A 19,048-nucleotide genomic window follows, 5' to 3' on the forward strand; every position below is an offset into this window, starting at 1 on the left:
ACGCACCATGAGGAGAATCCCCCGCACGGTTCGGCTGCTGCTGGCCGGGCTGCTCTCCGCCGCCGGCTTCACCGCCGCCGTACCCCCCGCCGCGCACGCGGCCGGCGAGCAGGTCACTCCCTGGCTCACCACCACCGACGACTCCGGCGGCCGGCATGTCGTACGGGGTCTGCAGGCACAGGCCCCGTTCGCCTTCCAGTCCGGCACGGGTGGCGGCGGCACGAACATCACCGTCGACGAGAACACCCGCTACCAGACCTTCACCGGCGGCGGCGCGTCCTTCACGGACACCGCGGCCTGGCTGATGAACAGCAGCGGCGCGCTGTCCCAGGCCACGCGGGACGCGACCATGCGCAAGCTGTTCTCGCCGACGGACGGCATCGGGCTGTCGTTCCTGCGCAACCCGATGGGTGCCTCGGACCTCGCGCGGTACGGCTACACGTACGACGACGTGCCGTCCAGCCAGACGGATGCGAATCTGGCCAAGTTCTCGATCGCGCACGACCTGGCGGACGTGGTCCCGCTCACCCGGCAGGCGCTGCAGCTGAATCCCTCGCTGACGGTGATGGCCTCGCCGTGGACGGCCCCCGCCTGGATGAAGGACAGCGGCTCGCTCAACGGCGGCTGGCTGAAGGCCGAGGACTACGCGGCGTACGCCGGCTACTTCGTGAAGTACCTCCAGGCCTACAAGGACCAGGGGGTCGACGTCTCGTACGTGACCCCGCAGAACGAGCCGACCTGCTGCTCCGGCTATCCGTCGATGAGCTGGAACGCGAGCGGGATCGACTACTTCCTCAAGAACGACCTGCTGCCGCAGCTGCAGTCGGCGGGCCTGTCGGCCAAGGTCCTCGCGCACGACTGGAACTGGGACACCTACGACTCCTACGCGGCCCAGGCCGTGGACGATGCGGCGATCCGCAACCACCCCAACTTCGGCGGTATCGCCTGGCACGGGTACGGCGGTGACGTCACCAAGCAGTCCACCGTGCACGACCAGTACCCCTCACTGGACGCGTTCGGCACCGAGCACTCCGGCGGCACCTGGATCGCCGACCAGCAGCGCGAGGACATGTCCAACATCATCGACTACACCCGCAACTGGGCGAAGTCGGTGACCAAGTGGTCGCTGGCCGTGGACCAGAACATGGGCCCGCACAACGGGGGGTGCGGCACCTGCACCGGGCTGATCACGGTACACAACGGGGACGGCGCGAGCGGCACCGTGGACTACACCGTCGAGTACTACGACATGGGCCATCTGACCAAGTTCGTCCGGCCGGGTGCCCAGCGGATCGCGTCGACGGCATCCACGACCGTGCCCAACGTGGCGTGGCGCAACCCGGACGGCAGCAAGGCGCTGATCGCATACAACGACTCCTCCTCCGCCCAGACGGTGACGATCAACTGGGGGTCGCAGCACGCAACTTACTCACTGCCCGGGAAGACCTCGGCGACCTTCACCTGGTCCGGAACCCAGTCCGGCAACGGCACGCAGACCGGCTCCTTCGTCGGGCTGGCCGGCAAGTGCCTGGATGTGGCGGGCGGTTCCAGCGCCGACGGTACGGCGGTGCAGCTCTACGACTGCAACGGCAGCGGCGCCCAGCAGTGGACCGTACAGGCCGACGGGTCCGTGCGGGCGCTCGGCAAGTGCCTGGACGTGACGTCGGGTTCGACCACGGACGGGGCGAAGGTGCAGCTGTACGACTGCAACGGCACGGGTGCGCAGCAGTGGTCGTACAACGCGTCCACCGGGGATGTCGTGAACCTCGCCGCGAACAAGTGTCTGGACGTGACGGACAACTCGTCGGCGAACGGGGCGCGGGCGCAGATCTGGTCCTGCACGGGAGCCGCCAACCAGAAGTGGCACCTGGGGTAGCCCGCATGAGTGTCGCTGCGCTGCGGTTCGGTCGTGGGCGGCACATGGTATGGGTATGACCACATCGCAGGATCTGTTCCTCGTCACTCTCGACGTGCCCGGCGATCATCCCGTCGAGCAGGGTGATCTGTCGCTGGCGCTCGCCGGGGCCGAGCTGATCGACCTTCTCGGGACACGGGCGCTCACCCTGGACGGTGAGCGCATCGTGCCCGGTGCCGAGCTGACCACGGGTGACCGGATGCTGGACGCGGCCGGGGCGGCGCTCCGGCGGCAGGAGCCGTACGAGTCGGTCGAGGACTGGCTGTGGCGCCGGGGTGAGGGGCTGGCCACGGCCTACCGCGATGTCCTGGACACGGCGGGGCAGCTCTCCGGGAAGCGGCCTCGCTGGCCCCACCGTGCCGACAAGGCAGCGGCCGCCGACACCCCGGCCCGCCGGCACGCCGCCGACCGCTGGTGGTCCCGCGAGCCGGTCCTCGCCTCTCTCGCCGCCACTCTCGGCATCCAGGGCGAACGCCCGCCCGAGGAGGAGCCCGGCGACGAGGCGGTCGTCACCGTCCTGGTGGCGGTCGGCGACGCCGTCACCGAGCTGGGGGCCGTACGCGAGCGGCGGCGCATCGAGAACGTGGCTTTCGACAACATCTGGCGGGCGCCCTGAGTCTCAGCGGACCGGCTGGCCGATCCCCATCAGATTGCCCTCGCTGTCCCGGAACCAGGCGGCCCGCTCCCCCCGCGCGCCCTTGCTCGGGTAGTTGCCCTCGATCTCGGCGATACCGTCCCGGGTGCGGAAGCCGGGTGCGTCCACGTCCTCGAAGACCACGCCCCGGCGCCGTAGCTCCGTCACCACCGCCTCCAGGTCGTCCACCTCGAACGCCATCTGGGTGAAGGTGCCGGGCGAGAGCCCGGTGGAGCGGAAGACGGCGAAGTCGACGCCGCCGCAGCGGTACAGCAGCCCGCCGGGCCGTTCGTCCACCGGCTCCAGGCCGAGCTTGTCGGCATAGAAGCGCCGGGCCCGGTCCAGGTCCCCGGCGGGCAGTCGGGTCGCGGCACGGGCCCGGGACAGCGGATCGGTGTGCTCTGTGGTCATACCTCCACTGTGGCTACTCGGCCGGCTCCACGCCCGCCCGCAGCAGACCGTACGTGTACGCGTCCTCCAGCGCCTGCCAGGAGGCGGCGATGACGTTCTCGGCGACGCCGACCGTGGACCACTCGCCGGAGCCGTCCGAGGTGGAGATGAGCACCCGGGTCGTGGACTGGGTGCCGTGCTTGCCCTCCAGGATGCGGACCTTGTAGTCGACCAGGTCCAGCTTGGCGAGCTGCGGGTAGATCTTTTCGAGCGCCACGCGCAGGGCGCGGTCGAGGGCGTTCACCGGGCCGTTGCCCTCCGCCGTGGCGACGATCCGCTCGCTCTTGGCCCACAGCTTGACCGTGGCCTCGTTGGCGTGGGTGCCGTCGGGGCGGTCCTCGACGATGGCCCGCCAGGACTCCACGTCGAAGTACTTCAGGGGCCGCCCCTCCGCCTCGGCCCGCAGCAGCAGCTCGAAGCTCGCGTCCGCCGCCTCGTACGTGTAGCCCTTGAGCTCGCGTTCCTTCACCCGCTCGACCACCCGGCCGACCAGCTCTCGGTCGCCGCCCAGGTCGACGCCCAGTTCCTTGCCCTTCAGCTCCACCGACGCGCGGCCCGCCATGTCGGAGACCAGCATGCGCATGGTGTTGCCGACCAGCTCGGGGTCGATGTGCTGGTACAGGTCCGGGTCGACCTTGATCGCGGAGGCGTGCAGACCGGCCTTGTGCGCGAAGGCGGAGACGCCGACGTAGGGCTGGTGCGTGGACGGCGTGAGGTTGACGACCTCGGCGATGGCGTGCGAGATCCGGGTCGTCTCGCGGAGCTTGCCGTCGGGCAGCACCTTCTTGCCGTACTTCAGCTCCAGGGCCGCGACGACCGGGAAGAGATTGGCGTTGCCGACGCGCTCGCCGTAGCCGTTGGCCGTGCACTGCACATGGGTCGCGCCGGCGTCCACGGCCGCCAGCGTGTTCGCCACCGCGCAGCCCGTGTCGTCCTGGGCGTGGATGCCGAGCCGGGCGCCGGTGTCGGCGAGGACCGTGGCGACGACCGCGTGGATCTGCGCGGGGAGCATGCCGCCGTTGGTGTCGCACAGCACCACCACGTCCGCGCCGGCCTCCGAAGCCGCCCGTACGACCGCCTTCGCGTACTCGGGGTTGGCGCGGTAGCCGTCGAAGAAGTGCTCGCAGTCCACGAAGACCCGGCGGCCCTGGTCCTTCAGGTACGACACCGTGTCGCGGACCATCTCCAGGTTCTCGTCCAGCGTGGTGCGCAGCGCCAGCTCCACATGCCGGTCGTGTGACTTGGCGACCAGCGTGATCACCGGGGCGCCGGACTCCAGCAGGGCCTTGACCTGGGGGTCCTCGGCGGCCTTGGCGCCGGCGCGCCGGGTGGCGCCGAAGGCGACCAGCTGGGCGTGCCGGAAGTCGATCTCGGCCTGCGCGCGGGCGAAGAACTCGGTGTCCCGGGGGTTCGCGCCGGGCCAGCCGCCCTCGATGAAGCCGACGCCGAAGTCGTCCAGGTGCCGGGCGATGGCGAGCTTGTCCGCGACGGTGAGGTTGATGCCCTCGCGCTGCGCGCCGTCGCGCAACGTGGTGTCGAAGACGTGGAACGAGTCGTCGAGCTCGCTGGTTGCCGTCTCGGTCATGGTCTCAAGGCTCCTGAATGTGGATCTTCGGTCTTACCGGAATAACCGGCTCCACCATCCCCAATGGTCCCTCGCGCTCCGTTTCACCCGGCTGAAGGTGGGCCGGAAAACGAAAAAACCCCTCGCGGGTGCGAGAGGTCTGCGCGCGGGTCGAGGACGACGGTGGCCACCCGCACCTGGTCGTACGAGGTGGTCACTGCGGACCGGCGCGCCTGTTGCCCATAATCATGGCGAACGAGAGCACGGGGGAAGTCTGGCACAGCCCCGCCCCCGGCTCACCGACTGTCTCAGGATGCGGTCGTCAGGCTGGACTCCCCGGAGCCCGCCCCGGCTTCCTGACCGGCCTTCACCCGGGTCAGATCCAGATCCTTCGTCTCGCGCATGGTGACGTACACCACAAGGGATACGGCGGCACAGCCCGCCACGTACCAGTAGAAACCCGACTCGATCCCGGCCTTCTTGAACCACAGGGCGATGTACTCCGCGGTGCCGCCGAAGAGGGCGTTGCCGATGGCGTACGGCAGGGCCACGCCGAGCGCGCGGACGCCGGTCGGGAACAGCTCGGCCTTCACACAGGCGTTGATCGAGGTGTAGCCGGTGATGACGACCAGCGCGAGCAGGGCGAGCCCGAACGCCGGCCAGAAGCTGCCCGCGTGCCTGAGCAGAGTCATGATCGGCACGGTGAGGAAGGTGGAGCCGACCGCGAAGGTGATCAGCAGCGGACGGCGGCCGATCCGGTCCGACAGCGCGCCGGCGAGCGGCTGCAGACAGGCGAAGACGATCAGCGCGGTGAAGGAGACGAGCGTCGCCGTCTGTTTGGACAGACCGGCCGAATTGGACAGGTACTTCGTCAGGTAGGTGGTGTACGTGTAGTACGCGACCGTGCCGCCCATGGTGAGGGCGATGACCAGGAACGCCTCCCGCTTGTGCTGCCACAGCGCGCGCAGGGTGCCGCGCTCCTCGGCGTGGGAGGTCTCCTCCTCGTACACCTCGGTCTCCAGCATGCTGCGGCGCAGATAGAAGATGATCGCCGCGCCGAGCGCACCCACGATGAACGGGATGCGCCAGCCGTAACTGTGCAGCGCGCTGTCGGACATGGTCCGCTGCAGGATGATCTGCAGCCCGAGGCCGACGATCTGGCCGGCGGTCATGGAGACGTACTGGAAGCTGGAGGCGAATCCGCGCCGCTTCGGGTCCGAGGCCTCCGTGAGATAGGTGGCGCTGGCCGCGTACTCGCCGCCCACCGAAAGGCCCTGCAGCAGGCGGGCGACGAGCAGCACGAGCGCGCCGCCGTAGCCGGCGACCGCGTAGGTCGGGGCGGCGGCGATCAGGATCGCCGAGGCCGACATCAGCGTGACGGTCAGCGTCAGCGCCGCCTTGCGGCCCTTGCGGTCGCCGACCCGGCCCAGCAGCCAGCCGCCCACCGGGCGCATGAAGAAGCCGACGGCGAAGATGCCGGCGGTGTTCATCAGCTGGGCGGTGGGATTGCCGCTCGGGAAGAACGCGCCGGCGAAATACGTGGCGAAGCTCGCGTACACGAACCAGTCGAACCACTCGACCATGTTCCCCGCCGAACCGACCCAGATCTTCTTCCAGTGTTGTCGTCCCATGCGCGGTTACCTGCCCGGCGCTGGAGGAAAGGATTCCTTTGCCTACGCAGCCGGGACAGGGCAGTTCCCCAAGGGGCGCGGGGAACTGCGCGAGCAACCACGACGGTGCCGCGGCTACGACGCCAGAAGTGCATCCGCAATGAACTCCCGTACATGCGCGAGCACTTGCTCACGATCAGTACCGCGCAACCCGATGGCCACATGAATGGAGAACCCGTCGAGCAGCGCACGCACCCTCGTCGCGAAGCGGTCGGCGTCGACCCGGCGGAACTCCCCCCGCGAAACCCCCTCGGCGATCAGCGCGACCAGGTCGCGATGCCAGGCTCCCTCGATCGCGGCCTGCCGCTCGCGTGCGGCCTCATCGGCGTTCTGCGACCGGTTCCAGACCTCCAGCCACAGCGTCCAGTGCGGATCGCGGTGGCCGTCCGGGACATACAGGTCCACGTAGGCGTCCAGGCGTTCGCGGGCCGGTCCGCCGTGGGCGAGCAGGCGGCCGCGCTCCGCGCCCAGCCGGCCCTCGCTCCACTCCAGGGTCTGCAACAGCAGTTCGTCCTTGGAGCGGAAGTAGTAGAGAAGATGGCCGCTGCTCATGCCGACCTCACGGCCGAGCGCCGCCATGGTGAGCTTCTCCAGACCACGCTCGGCAATCATGTCCATGGCGGCGGCGAGTACCTCCTCGCGCGGCGGCGCGTTCCTCCGCGCCCGTGCCGCACCGGCCATCCCTGTCTCCTACATGTTCATGCCTTCGGCTGCTGCTGGGTGATGCAGTGGATGCCGCCCCCACCCGCAAAGATCGTACGCGCGTCCACCAGGGTCACTGTCCGCTCGGGGAACAGCCGTCGGAAGATCCCGGCGGCGATCTCGTCGCGCGGGTCGTCGAAGCCGCACAGCACGACGCCGCCGTTGCAGATGTAGTGGTTGATGTAGGAGTAGTCGGCCCAGTGGCCGTCGGCCTCCAGAACGGTCGGCGCGGGCACCTCGACGACCTCCAGCTTGCGGCCGCGCGCGTCGGTCGCCGACTTCAGCAGTCCGATGACCTCCTTGGTGACCTCGAAGTCGGGGTGCGCGGGGTCGGGCTGGTGGTGGGCGACGACCACGCCGGGGCGGGCGAACGCGGCGACGATGTCGACGTGGCCCAGGGTGCCGAACCCGTAGGGCGGGTAGTCGCCGGTGAGGCCGCGCGGCAGCCAGATCGCCTTCTCCGTGCCGAGGTGGGCGTGGATCTCGGCTTCCACCTCCGCGCGCGACCAGTGCGGGTTGCGCTCGGGGCCCAGCTGGACCGTCTCCGTCAGCAGCACCGTGCCCTCGCCGTCGACGTGGATCGCACCGCCCTCGTTGACCAGTTTCGAGGCGTACGTCTTCGCACCCGCGAGGTCGGAGACATACGCGGCGATCTTCGAGTCGTGCTCCCAGCGCGCCCAGTCCTGGGCGCCCCAGCCGTTGAACGTCCAGTCCACGGCGGCCAGTTCACCCTTGCCGTTGGTGAGGAAGGTGGGGCCGATGTCCCGCATCCAGGCGTCGTCCAGCTCCCGCTCGACGGTGTCGATGCCGGGACCGAGCAGCGTCTGCGCTTCGGCGGACCGGCCGGGGCCGCACACCACGGTCACCGGCTCGAAGCGGCGGATGGCGCGGGCCACGGACGCCCAGGCGACCCGGGAGGCGGCGAGGTCCTCGGGGTCGTCGAAGGTGGGGTTGGGGCCCGGCCACGCCATCCAGGTGCGCTTGTGCGGGGTCCACTCGGCGGGCATACGGAAGCCGTCGGCGGCGGGGGTGGTCATACGAGGGTCCTTCACAGGAAGTAGAGGCGGTTGAGGGAGACGGAATCGGCCGGCTGCGAGCTGAGCGGGTCGCCGTCGAGGGTGACCAGGCCGGTGCGCTGGTCGACGTCGACCGCTCCGACCCGGGCGTTCAGCCGCAGGTCGGCGGGGCCGATGCCCCGGGTGCCGCGCACGGCGACCCTCCTGCGCCGGGTGGGCATCTGGTCGCTGCCCTGGTCGACGGCGGCCTGGGCGACGAACGCGACGGAGATGTCGGCGGCCGTGGCGCCGTACGACCCGAACTGCGGTCCCAGGACGAGGGGTTCGCAGGTGTCGGTGGCCGCATTGGGGTCGCCGACCACGCCGTACGCCGGGAAGCCGGACTTGAGGACGAGCTGCGGCTTGGCGCCGAAGTACTCCGGGCGCCACAGCACGAGGTCGGCGAGCTTGCCGACCTCGATCGAGCCGACCTCGTGGGCGAGGCCGTGCGCGATGGCCGGGTTGATGGTCAGCTTGGCCATGTAGCGCAGGACGCGGGCGTTGTCGTCGCCCTCGCCGTCGCCCTGCAGCGGCCCCAGCTCGGCCTTCATCTTGCCGGCCATGGCGAACGTACGGCGGACGGTCTCACCGGCGCGGCCCATGCCCTGGGCGTCGGAGGAGGTGATGCCGATCGCGCCCAGGTCGTGCAGCACGTCCTCGGCGCCCATGGTGCCGGCGCGGATGCGGTCGCGGGCCATGGCGGCGTCGCCGGGCAGGTCGGGCTTGAGGTCGTGGACGGAGACGATCATGCCGTAGTGCTCGGCGACCGCATCCCTGCCGAAGGGCAGGGTGGGGTTGGTGGAGGAGCCGATGACGTTCGGGACGCCGGCCATCTTCAGCACGTTGGGCACGTGTCCGCCGCCGCAGCCCTCGATGTGGAAGGCGTGGATCGTACGGCCTTCGAGGACGCGAAGGGTGTCCTCGACCGACAGGCACTCGTTCAGGCCGTCGCTGTGCAGGGCGACCTGGACGTCGTGCTCCTCGGCGACGCGCAGTGCCGTGTCCAGGGCCCGCGTATGGGCGCCCATGTCCTCGTGCACCTTGAAGCCGGACGCCCCGCCCTCGGCCAGCGCCTCGATGAGCGGCGCGTCGGACGAGGACGAACCCCGGCCCAGGAAGCCGATGTTGACCGGCCAGGCATCGAAGGCGTTGAAGGCGTGCCTGAGGGCCCAGGGCGAGTTCACGCCGACGCCCCACACCGGGCCGAATTCCTGCCCGATGATCGTGGTCACGCCGGAGGCGAGGGAAGCCTCCATGATGCGCGGCGACAGCAGATGGACATGGGTGTCGACGGCCCCGGCGGTGGCGATCAGGCCCTCGCCGGAGACGATCGAGGTGCCCGTGCCGACGACGACGTCGACGCCGTCGAGGGTGTCCGGGTTGCCGGCCCGCCCGATCGAGCAGATCCGGCCTTCCCGGATGCCGATGGAGACCTTGCGGATGCCCTGCACGGCGTCGATCACGACCACGTTGCTGATGACCACGTCACAGGTCTCGCGGACGGCGGCTGCCTTCAGGTGCAGTCCGTCCCGGGCGGTCTTGCCGAAACCGGCCAGGAACTCGTCGCCGTAGCGCTGGGAGTCGGACTCCACGCGGACGGTGAGCCCGGAGTCGCCGAGGCGGATGCGGTCGCCGGCGCGGGGGCCGTGGGTGGCGGCGTAGGCGTGCGGGTCGACATGGATCGCCCGGCTCACCTCGCGTCCCTTCGAGCGGCTCATCACTCCTCGCCTCCTTCCGGTGTCGTTCCCAGGTATCCGCATGCGGCGGCCCTGCGCAGGGCCTCTTGCTTCGCTCCGGGCGCGTCCAGCGGCCCGTCGACCAGTCCGGCGAAGCCGATCGCGATCCGCTCGCCGCCGATCGGCACCAGGCCGACCTCCTCGCTCTCGCCGGGCCCGAAACGGACCGAGGATCCGGCGGGTACGGCGAGCCGCATGCCGTAGGCCCGGGCGCGGTCGAAGTCGAGGCGCGGGTTGGCCTCGAAGAAGTGGAAGTGGGAGGTGACGGAGACCGGCACGGTCGCGGTGTTGGTGACCGTGAGCCGGACGGCCGGCGCGGGGTCGGCGTGCTCGGGTCCGGGCAGCAGCGCACCCGGCGCCCGCTCGCCGAGGCCGCCGCCGATGGGGTCGGAGACCACCGCGAGCCGGGAGCCGTCGTCGAAGACGGCCTCGACCATCACCTCGGTGACGACGTCGGCGACGCCCGGCAGCACGTCCTCGGGGCCGAGCACGGACCGCGCCGCCTCGATGGCCTCGGCGAGCCGCCTGCCGTCCCGAGCGGCCTCGCACACGGTGTCCGCGATCAGCGCGGTCGCCTCCGGCACGTTCAGCCTGAGGCCGCGCGCCCGGCGGGCCCGGGCCAGCTCGGCGGCTCCGAAGAGCAGCAGCCGGTCACGTTCCGTGGGGGTCAGTCTCACGTCGCGGCACCTCCTTGCCATCCCTAGATTAGAACATCACTCTAAACACAGAATTCATGAAACAGAAGCATTGACTGCAGGCAAAGCTTCGCAGACATTGAACGTCGCTCTAACTCTCTGGCGGTAGTCGAAGGAGACCCATCCATGCCGATAGAACAGCGCGGAGTCGACACCATCCCGGACGAGGAGCGGACCAGTGGTCCGCGCGACCTCGTCTCGATCCTGCTCGGTTCCAACCTCTGCCTCGGGGTGATCATCTTCGGCTGGCTGCCGCCGTCCTTCGGGCTCGGCTGGTGGGCGTCGGTGAGCGCGATCGTCGCGGGCACGGTGATCGGCACCGTGTTCACGGCACCGCTCGCGCTGGTCTCCCTGCGCACCGCGACCAACCTGTCCACGTCCTCCGGGGCCCAGTTCGGCGTGCGGGGCCGGCTGGTCGGCTCGATCGTCGGCCTGCTCCTCGCCCTCGGCTACACGGCGCTGACCGTGTGGATCGGCGGGGACGTGATGATCAGCGTGCTCGGCCGGATGGCCGGGCTGCCGGCGGACGGGGTGTCGTACGCCGTCGTCTACGCGGTGCTCGCGGCGGCGACCGTCGCCGGAGCGGTCTACGGCTACCGAGTGCTGCTGAACATGTCGAAGGTCCTGTCCATCGGCATGACGGCCCTGCTGGCCCTCGGCATCTTCGCCTACGCCCCGCACTTCACGACCTCGGCGCTGTCCGGCACGGGCGGCTATCTGCTGGGCTCCTTCTGGCCGACCTGGTTCCTGGCGGCCGTGGCAGCGGGCCTGTCCGGCCCCATCGCCTTCATCACGCTCCTCGGCGACTACACCCGCTATATCTCCCCCGCCCGGAACTCCAACCGCCGGGTGATCCAGGCCACTTGGCTGGGCCTGATCCTGGGTCTGCTCGTCCCGCAGCTGTTCGGCACCTTCACGGCGTACGCGGCGAAGGCGGCCACCGACTACGCGGGCCCCCTCGTCTCCGCCTCCCCCACCTGGTACCTGATCCCGCTGCTGCTGTCCGCGTCCGCGGGCTCCGTCGGCAACGCCGGCCTGATGCTGTACTCGATGGGCCTCGACCTGGACGCGATCCTGCCCAGGGCCTCCCGGGCGCGGGCGACGTACACGGTCGCCGTCGTCGCCACCGCCTGCGTCTTCGTCGGCCACTACGCCTGGAACGCGCAGTCCGCGATGACGTCCTTCGTGCTGCTGCTCACCGCCATCGGCACCCCGTGGGCCGTCATCACCCTCATCGGCTTCACCCGCTGCCGCGGGGTGTACGACGCCGACGCCCTCCAGGTCTTCAACCGCCGCTCGCGGGGCGGGATCTACTGGTACCGGGCGGGCTGGAACGTCCGGGCCACCGCCTCCTGGGCGCTGGGCGCCGGCGTCGGTCTGCTGGCGGTGTCCCTGCCGTCGTACCAGGGCCCGCTGCTGCAGCTGACGGGCGGGGTGGACTGCAGCTTCCTGTTGTCGGGTGCGGTCGGTGGGGTGGTCTACCTGCTGCTGACGTTCCGTACGGAACACGCAAGGGCCGCCACGGACATCGACGCGTCCGAGGCGGCCCTGAGCGTGGCTGCCGACCGTTAGCCGATCTTGTGCATCCAGCCGTGCGTGTCCTCGGCGGTGCCCCGCTGGAGGTCGAGCAGAGCCTGACGCAGGCGGAGAGTCACCTCACCCGTCTCTCCGCCGCTCTGCTTCCACTCGGCAGAGGCACGCTTCACCGTGCCGACCGGGGTGATCACGGCCGCCGTGCCGCAGGCGAAGACCTCGGTGAGGGTGCCGTTCTCGGTGTCGCGCTGCCACTGCTCGACCGAGACGCGGCCCTCCTCCGACTCGTAGCCGAGGTCGCGGGCGACGGCGAGGAGGGAGTCACGGGTGACGCCCTCCAGGATGGAGCCGGTCAGGGTCGGGGTGACGATCCGGTCGCCGTACACGAAGTACAGGTTCATGCCGCCGAGTTCCTCGACCCACTGGTGCTCGACCGCGTCGAGGTAGCAGACCTGGTCACAGCCCTTGGCCGCGGCCTCGGCCTGCGCCAGCAGGGACGCGGCGTAGTTGCCGCCGGTCTTGGCGTCGCCCATGCCGCCGGGGACGGCGCGGACGCGGTCCTCGGAGACCCAGATCGACACCGGCTTCACACCGCCCGGGAAGTAGGCGCCGGCCGGCGAGGCGATCACGATGAAGAGGTACTCGTTCGCCGGCTTGACGCCCAGGCCGACCTCGGTGCCGATCATGAACGGGCGCAGGTAGAGGGACTCCTCGCCGCCGTGCGCGGGCACCCAGTCGATGTCCTGCCGGACGAGGACGTCACAGGCCTCGATGAACGTCTCGACCGGCAGCTCGGGCATGGCGAGCCGCTTGGCGGAGCGCTGGAAACGCTTGGCGTTCTGGTCCGGGCGGAAGAGCGCGACCGAGCCGTCGGGCTGACGGTAGGCCTTCAGGCCCTCGAAGATCTCCTGGGCGTAGTGCAGGACGTTGGTCGCCGGGTCGATCGGGATCGGCGCGTAGGGAACGAGCTGGCCGTCGTGCCAGCCGCGGCCCTCGGTCCACTTGATCGTCACCATGTGGTCGGTGAAGTGGCGGCCGAACCCGGGGTTGGCCAGGATCGCCTCGCGCTCGGCGGCGGCGAGGGGGCTGGCGGAGGGCTTGAGCTCGATCGTGGGCGTCGTCATGAGTGATGTGTCCTTCACCGGTCGTTGTGACGGGCCGCGCTCACGCCCCTCACTGCGACTCGCCAGTGTTAGGACGTCCGAGCTTTCCCTCATACCGCGGCTCCGCGTTCGATTATCGCGCGGGGGCGGCGGCGGACGGAATGGGGGTGACAGCGGCCCAGGGGTCGATGGTGGCACCCGGCGGGGACATGCGGAAGCCGCCGGGCGGTCGTCCGACCCGGCGGCTTCTCGTGGTGGAGCGCCGGGTCAGCCGGCTACTCGGGCGGCGAGCGCGTCGCCGATCTGCGAGGTGCTGCGGGTCCCGAGCGCGGCGCGCTCGGTGAGGTCGGCGGCGACAGCCGCGTCGATGCGGTCGGCCTCGCCGGCGTATCCGAGGTGGCGCAGCAGCAGGCCGACGGACAGGACCGTGGCGGTGGGGTCGGCCTTGCCCTGTCCGGCGATGTCCGGGGCCGAGCCGTGGACCGGCTCGAACATGGACGGGAACTCGCGGCTGGGGTTGATGTTGCCCGAGGCGGCCACGCCGATGCCGCCGGAGACGGCCGCGGCGAGGTCGGTGATGATGTCACCGAAGAGGTTGTCGGTGACGATCACGTCGAAGCGGGCCGGGTCGGTGACCAGGTAGATGGTGGCCGCGTCGACGTGGATGTAGTCGGTGGTGACCTCGGGGAACTCCTTGGCCACCCGGTTGAAGATGTTCGTCCACAGATGCCCGGCGAAGGTCAGCACGTTGTTCTTGTGGACCAGCGTGAGCTTCTTGCGCGGGCGGGCCTGGGCGCGGGCGAAGGCGTCGCGGACCACGCGCTCGACTCCGTAAGCCGTGTTGACGGAGACCTCGGTGGCGACCTCGTGTTCGGTGCCCTTGCGGATGGTGCCGCCGTTGCCGGTGTACGGGCCCTCGGTGCCCTCGCGGACGACCACGAAGTCGATCTCCGGCTGGCCGGCGAGCGGGGTCGCCACACCGGGGAGCAGCTTGCTCGGCCGCAGGTTGACGTGGTGGTCGAAGGCGAAGCGGAGCTTGAGCAGGAAGCCGCGCTCCAGGACGCCGGACGGCACCGACGGGTCGCCGATGGCGCCGAGCAGGATGGCGTCGTGCCGCTTGAGGGCGTCGAGGTCGGCGTCGGTGAGGGTCTCACCGGTGGCGCGGTAGCGCTTCGCGCCGAAGTCGTACTCCTTCGTCTCCAGCTTCACATCCTGCGGGAGCACGGCGGAGAGGACCTTCAGACCCTCGGACACGACCTCCTGGCCGATGCCGTCACCGGGGATCACTGCGAGATTGAGGCTGCGAGACATGCTGGCACCCTACTCCTCGTCCCAGGTGATGACACGGCGCGTCCACCATACGGACACCCGTAGGGGTCGGGTTCCGGACGGTCAGTGGCCGGTCTCGCCGCCGTTGTCACGGCGGTCGAGGGCGCGCTGCAGGGCGGCGGCGGCGTTCTTGCGGTCGGACTCGCTCGTCCGGGACACGTGGCGGACTCGGCGGCGGACGGTCGTCTCGGCCATGGAAATCGACTCCTTCGGCAAACGCGAAGCACGGAAGAGGGGTGCGAGACGCCGGAAGGGGCGGGGAGCGGCGGACCGCAGGGGTTGCCTGCACGGGTCCGGCTCACGACCGCCATTCGCTTGGTCGAGCGAGACGTTCGGCTCCTACAAACCTAAGGGAGCGGCCTGCTTCTGTCTGCACAACTACTCGGACTTCCTACTATCTGAGACGACGGCTCCCCTCACACCGCTCCTAGCTGGGCCTTCGTGCGTTCGGGTGACGGCTGTCCGAGGGAGCGCGGGGTGCGGATCAAGGCGCGTACGGCGGTGGTCGTGGCCAGTTTCCGGGCTGGTGACGCAGCCGACGGAGCGGTACGGCCGCTCAGGCCACGTCCCCGTCCCGCCAGTCGAGCACGAACTCCTCGGCGGGGTCGAGCGCCCCGGCGAGCGCGGGCCACACATACATGCCCGCCTCCTCCTCCGGCAGCCGTACGATCCCGTCCGGGGACAGTCCGTGCACCTGCCCGCCCCACTGCCGCCAGCCCCGGGCGGTGTACAGCAGAGCCCCCTCCGGGCTCGCCGAGAGCGCGCCGAGGTCGTACGCCCGCCCGATCACCCGCTCCAGCTCCCCCAGCACCCGCCCGCCGATCCCCTTCCGCCGTACGTCGGGACGTACGGCGACGGCCTCCACGTATCCGGCCCGCAGCCAGCGCCCCCGGTGCCGGATGCGCCGCATCACCACGGCCCCGTGTGCGGCGAGCCCGGTGCCGTCATGCACGAGGACATGCAGACCGCCGAGCCCGTGATCCCAGTCCTCCTCGGAAAAGCCGCCGTCGAACGCCGCGTCCAACAAGGCGCGGGCGGCGAGGAGTTCGCAGGGATCGAGGTCGGCGGTGTGGGCGAGACGCAGTCCGGCGGTCATCGACCCAGTGTGACCGACAGGAAAACCCATGGGGTTGGAAACGGGCCGGGGAGCCTGCTCGTGGCAGGCTTCCCGGCCCGTTGCTCGGGGGGCCGAGGGTCAGCCCATGTGCGGGTACGTGTAGTCGGTCGGCGCGACCAGGGTCTCCTTGATGGCGCGGGTCAGGGTCCAGCGCAGGAGGTTCTGCGGGGCGCCGGCCTTGTCGTTGGTGCCGGAGGAGCGGCCGCCGCCGAAGGGCTGCTGGCCGACGACGGCGCCGGTCGACTTGTCGTTGATGTAGAAGTTGCCCGCCGCGTAGCGGAGCTTCTCCATCGTGTAGGCGGCCGCCGCACGGTCGTTGGAGATGACCGAGCCGGTCAGGGCGTAGTCCGACACCGACTCCATCTGGGTCAGCATCTCGTCGTACTGGTCGTCCTCGTAGACGTGGACGGCGAGGAACGGGCCGAAGTACTCGGTGCGGAAGACCTCGTTCTCCGGGTCGCTGCACTCGACGACGGTCGGGCGCACGAAGTAGCCGACCGAGTCGTCATAGCTGCCGCCCGCGACGATCGTGCAGGTCGGGTCCTCCTTGGCGCGGTCGATCGCGGCCTTGTTCTTGGCGAAGGCACGGTCGTCGATCACGGCGCCGATGAAGTTCGACAGGTCGGTGACGTCACCCATGGTGAGGTAGTCGACCTCGGCGGCGAACTCCTCCTTGAAGCCGCTGTTCCAGATCGACGCCGGGATGTAGGCCCGGGACGTCGCGCTGCACTTCTGGCCCTGGTACTCGAAGGCGCCCCGGGTGAGGGCCGTCTTCAGCACCGCGCGGTCGGCCGACGGGTGGGCGACCAGGAAGTCCTTGCCGCCGGTCTCACCGACCAGACGCGGGTAGGAGCGGTACTTGTCGATGTTGTTGCCGACCGTCTTCCACAGGTACTGGAAGGTCTTGGTCGAGCCGGTGAAGTGGATACCGGCGAGATCGCGGTGCTCCAGAGCCACCTTCGAGACCTCGATGCCGTCGCCGGTGACGAGGTTGATGACGCCCTTGGGCAGGCCCGCCTCCTCCAGCAGCTGCATCAGCAGCACGGCGGCGTGGGTCTGGGTCGGGGACGGCTTCCAGACCACGACGTTGCCCATCAGCGCGGGCGCGGTGGGCAGGTTGCCCGCGATGGCGCTGAAGTTGAAGGGCGTGATCGCGTAGACGAAGCCCTCCAGCGGGCGGTGGTCCAGACGGTTCCAGACGCCCGGGGAGTTGGCCGGGGGCTGCTCGGCCAGGATCTGGCGGGCGTAGTGGACGTTGAAGCGCCAGAAGTCGATCAGCTCACAGGGGGTGTCGATCTCCGCCTGCTGGGCGGTCTTCGACTGGCCGAGCATGGTGGAGGCGGCGATCGTCTCGCGCCACGGGCCGGCCAGCAGCTCGGCGGCGCGCAGAATGATCGCGGCGCGGTCGTCGAAGGACATCGCACGCCAGGCCGGCGCGGCGGCCAGGGCCGCGTCGATGGCGTCCTGCGCGTCCTGCTGGGTGGCGTGGCGCAGGGTGCCGATGACGGCCTTGTGGTTGTGCGGCTGGACCACCTGGAACGGCTCACCGCCGCCCATCCGCTTCTCGCCGCCGATGGTCATCGGCAGGTCGATCGGGTTCTCGGCCAGCTCCTTGAGCTTGGCCTCCAGCCGGGCACGCTCGGGCGAGCCGGGGGCATAGCCGTGCACCGGCTCGTTGACGGGGGTGGGGACCTGGGTCACAGCGTCCATAAGATCCTTGACTCCTTGATCTTGAGCGGGTGTTCGGGTTCAGCCCCTGCTGACCATCGAGCGAAGGAAGAACCGCAGGTTCGCGGGCTTCTCCGCCAGACGGCGCATGAAGTAGCCGTACCAGTCGGTGCCGTAAGCGGTGTAGACGCGCATGCGGTGGCCCTCGGCGGCCAGCCGGAGGTGCTCGTCCCCGCGGATGCCGTACAGCATCTGGAACTCGTACTCGTCGAGCTTGCGGCCGGCCTTGTGGGCCAGCTCCTGGGCGATGGCGATCAGGCGCGGGTCGTGGGACCCGATCATCGGGTACCCCTCGCCCTCCATGAGGATGCGCAGGACCCGGACGTACGCCTTGTCTATCTCGTGCTTCTGCTGGTAGGCGACCTCGGCGGGCTCCTTGTAGGCGCCCTTCACCAGGCGGACGCGGCTGCCGGCGGCGGCCAGGCGGCGGGCGTCGGCCTCGGTGCGGAAGAGGTAGGCCTGGATGACACAGCCGGTCTGCGGGAAGTCCTTCCGCAGCTCCTCGTGGATGGCGAACATCGAGTCGAGGGTGGTGTGGTCCTCGGCGTCCAGCGTGACGGTCGTACCGATCGCGGCGGCGGCCGCGACGACCGGGCGGACGTTGGCGAGGGCCAGCTCATGACCGCCGGGGAATGTAGGGGCGGGCCCGGAGGGCCCTTCGAATAGGGCGGTGGTGGGCGACGGGAGGGACTGGCCGAACATGGACAGCTTGACGGACATCTCGACCTTCTCGCCGAGCTCCAGCGGCTTGATCCGCTCGATGAGCTGGAGGTAGGCGTCCCGGGCGGCGGTGGCCTGCTCCGGGGTGGTGATGTCCTCGCCGACGACGTCCATCGTCAGCTCCAGGCCCTTGGCGGTCAGGTCCTTGACGATCGGCACGATGTCGGCCACGGTCTCGCCGGGGATGAAGCGGTCGACGACCTGCTTGGTCACCGGGGCCGCCGAGATCAGGCGTCGCATCCGGTCGCTGCGCGACGCGGCGAGAATCACGGGACCCAGCACGGGGCACCTCCACAGACAAGCACCAAATACGGCCGTCACCCGACGATTCGGGTACGGCACGGAGAACCACCGTGAAACCTAAGGATCTCTCCGATCGTGAGCCATCGACAGCTGTCACGCATCCGTGCCCTGGATCTCAGACAGCTGTATGAAGGCCGTCAAGAAATGAGGGAGAATGCCCGAGTGGCGGCGGATTTCAAGGCTTTCAAGGGTGACTACCAGGAGCTGGTCGACGAGATCTCGGAGCTGCTGGGCGTCCCGGCGACCCTGGAGAACCGCGACTTCGAGCTGATCGCCTTCGGCGCGTACGACAGCGACGACGAGCTGGATCCCACCGCGCTGGACCCGGTGCGCACCCGCTCGATCCTGACCCGGCGCTCCACGGCGACCGTCCGGGCGTGGTTCGAGGGCTTCGGCATCACCCGCGCGACCGGCCCGGTGCGGATCCCCGCGAGCACGGAGGCGGGCGTGTATCGCGGCCGGATCTGTCTGCCCGTACGCCATCGGGGTGTCGTACTCGGCTACGTCTGGCTGCTGGAGGGCGATCCGGGGCCGACGGACGCGCAGCTGGCCGCCGCGATGGAGGTGGCCGGCCGGATCGGCGCGCTGCTCGCGGACGAGGCTCAGGCCGGGGCGGGGCTGAGCCGGGAGCTGCGGGCGGTGCTCACCGCGGACGGCGGCTGGCAACGGGACATGGCGGTGGCCGAACTGCGCACCGCGCTCGGCCCCCGCGCCGACGGCCCGCTCACCCTGGTGTGCGTCGCCCCGTGGCCGTCGGCCGACCCGGACGACGCTCCGGCCGCCCGTACGATCCC

The 19,048-nt window shown here is 70.1% G+C and carries 16 protein-coding genes and 1 pseudogene; 4 read left to right on the forward strand and 13 right to left on the reverse strand.

Features of this window, described 5'->3' with window-relative positions:
• Positions 1-7: 7 nt before the first annotated feature.
• Both M878_RS61675 and M878_RS61680 read left to right on the forward strand, forming a co-directional pair.
• A complete protein-coding gene (locus tag M878_RS61675; protein WP_023546538.1) occupies positions 8-1,876 on the forward strand; it encodes a ricin-type beta-trefoil lectin domain protein in 1,869 nt (622 codons plus the stop codon).
• 55 nt (positions 1,877-1,931) lie between these two features.
• A complete protein-coding gene (locus tag M878_RS61680; RefSeq protein WP_023546539.1) occupies positions 1,932-2,531 on the forward strand; it encodes a GOLPH3/VPS74 family protein in 600 nt (199 codons plus the stop codon).
• Positions 2,532-2,534: 3 nt separating this feature from the next.
• On the opposite strand, the gene M878_RS61685 is transcribed toward M878_RS61680, so the two are convergent.
• From M878_RS61685 to ureA, 7 genes are all read right to left on the reverse strand, one after another.
• Positions 2,535-2,960, reverse strand: coding sequence for a VOC family protein (locus M878_RS61685; RefSeq protein WP_023546540.1), 426 nt, complete (start codon positions 2,958-2,960; stop codon positions 2,535-2,537).
• A gap of 13 nt (positions 2,961-2,973) precedes the next feature.
• Complete coding sequence (cimA, locus tag M878_RS61690; protein ID WP_023546541.1) at positions 2,974-4,584, reverse strand: citramalate synthase; 1,611 nt, start codon at positions 4,582-4,584, stop codon at positions 2,974-2,976.
• A gap of 287 nt (positions 4,585-4,871) precedes the next feature.
• Positions 4,872-6,194, reverse strand: coding sequence for an MFS transporter (locus M878_RS61695; protein WP_023546542.1), 1,323 nt, complete (start codon positions 6,192-6,194; stop codon positions 4,872-4,874).
• 114 nt (positions 6,195-6,308) lie between these two features.
• A complete protein-coding gene (locus tag M878_RS61700; RefSeq protein WP_023546543.1) occupies positions 6,309-6,914 on the reverse strand; it encodes a TetR/AcrR family transcriptional regulator in 606 nt (201 codons plus the stop codon).
• Between the two features lie 17 nt (positions 6,915-6,931).
• Positions 6,932-7,972, reverse strand: a complete 1,041-nt coding sequence (locus M878_RS61705; RefSeq protein ID WP_023546544.1) for an agmatine deiminase family protein — start codon at positions 7,970-7,972, stop codon at positions 6,932-6,934.
• Positions 7,973-7,983: 11 nt separating this feature from the next.
• The gene (locus tag M878_RS61710) at positions 7,984-9,708 is read right to left on the reverse strand and encodes an urease subunit alpha (RefSeq protein ID WP_023546545.1); all 1,725 of its coding nucleotides are present in this window, start codon (positions 9,706-9,708) and stop codon (positions 7,984-7,986) included.
• Positions 9,708-10,403: an urease subunit gamma gene (ureA, locus tag M878_RS61715; RefSeq protein ID WP_023546546.1), complete on the reverse strand. Its 696-nt coding sequence runs from the start codon at positions 10,401-10,403 to the stop codon at positions 9,708-9,710. Before ureA ends, M878_RS61710 begins: the two co-directional genes overlap by 1 nt.
• 144 nt (positions 10,404-10,547) lie before the next feature.
• Here ureA and M878_RS61720 point away from each other — a divergent pair, with 144 nt between their 5' ends.
• The gene (locus M878_RS61720) at positions 10,548-11,993 is read left to right on the forward strand and encodes a cytosine permease (protein WP_023546547.1); all 1,446 of its coding nucleotides are present in this window, start codon (positions 10,548-10,550) and stop codon (positions 11,991-11,993) included.
• On the opposite strand, the gene M878_RS61725 is transcribed toward M878_RS61720, so the two are convergent.
• The 6 genes from M878_RS61725 to M878_RS61745 all read right to left on the reverse strand — a co-directional run bounded on the left by M878_RS61725 (position 11,990) and on the right by M878_RS61745 (position 18,233).
• Positions 11,990-13,078: a branched-chain amino acid aminotransferase gene (locus M878_RS61725; RefSeq protein WP_023546548.1), complete on the reverse strand. Its 1,089-nt coding sequence runs from the start codon at positions 13,076-13,078 to the stop codon at positions 11,990-11,992. The genes M878_RS61720 and M878_RS61725 overlap by 4 nt on opposite strands.
• A 246-nt stretch (positions 13,079-13,324) precedes the next feature.
• The gene (locus M878_RS61730; RefSeq protein ID WP_023546549.1) at positions 13,325-14,368 is read right to left on the reverse strand and encodes a 3-isopropylmalate dehydrogenase; all 1,044 of its coding nucleotides are present in this window, start codon (positions 14,366-14,368) and stop codon (positions 13,325-13,327) included.
• Positions 14,369-14,449: 81 nt separating this feature from the next.
• On the reverse strand, positions 14,450-14,581 hold the full coding sequence (locus tag M878_RS000000101030; RefSeq protein ID WP_015493350.1) for a hypothetical protein: 132 nt from the start codon (positions 14,579-14,581) through the stop codon (positions 14,450-14,452).
• Positions 14,582-14,942: 361 nt separating this feature from the next.
• Positions 14,943-15,482 (reverse strand): GNAT family N-acetyltransferase, encoded by a 540-nt coding sequence (locus M878_RS61735; protein WP_023546550.1) that lies wholly within the window; start codon positions 15,480-15,482, stop codon positions 14,943-14,945.
• Between the two features lie 99 nt (positions 15,483-15,581).
• Positions 15,582-17,213 (reverse strand): L-glutamate gamma-semialdehyde dehydrogenase, encoded by a 1,632-nt coding sequence (gene pruA, locus M878_RS61740; protein WP_023546551.1) that lies wholly within the window; start codon positions 17,211-17,213, stop codon positions 15,582-15,584.
• Positions 17,214-17,252: 39 nt separating this feature from the next.
• Positions 17,253-18,233, reverse strand: a complete 981-nt coding sequence (locus tag M878_RS61745; RefSeq protein ID WP_023546552.1) for a proline dehydrogenase family protein — start codon at positions 18,231-18,233, stop codon at positions 17,253-17,255.
• A gap of 165 nt (positions 18,234-18,398) precedes the next feature.
• Between M878_RS61745 and M878_RS61750 the strand changes: the two are divergent.
• Positions 18,399-19,048 (forward strand): annotated as a pseudogene (locus tag M878_RS61750) (PucR family transcriptional regulator); the annotation flags it as partial.

This window comes from Streptomyces roseochromogenus subsp. oscitans DS 12.976 (genome assembly GCF_000497445.1).
GTDB lineage: Bacteria > Actinomycetota > Actinomycetes > Streptomycetales > Streptomycetaceae > Streptomyces > Streptomyces oscitans.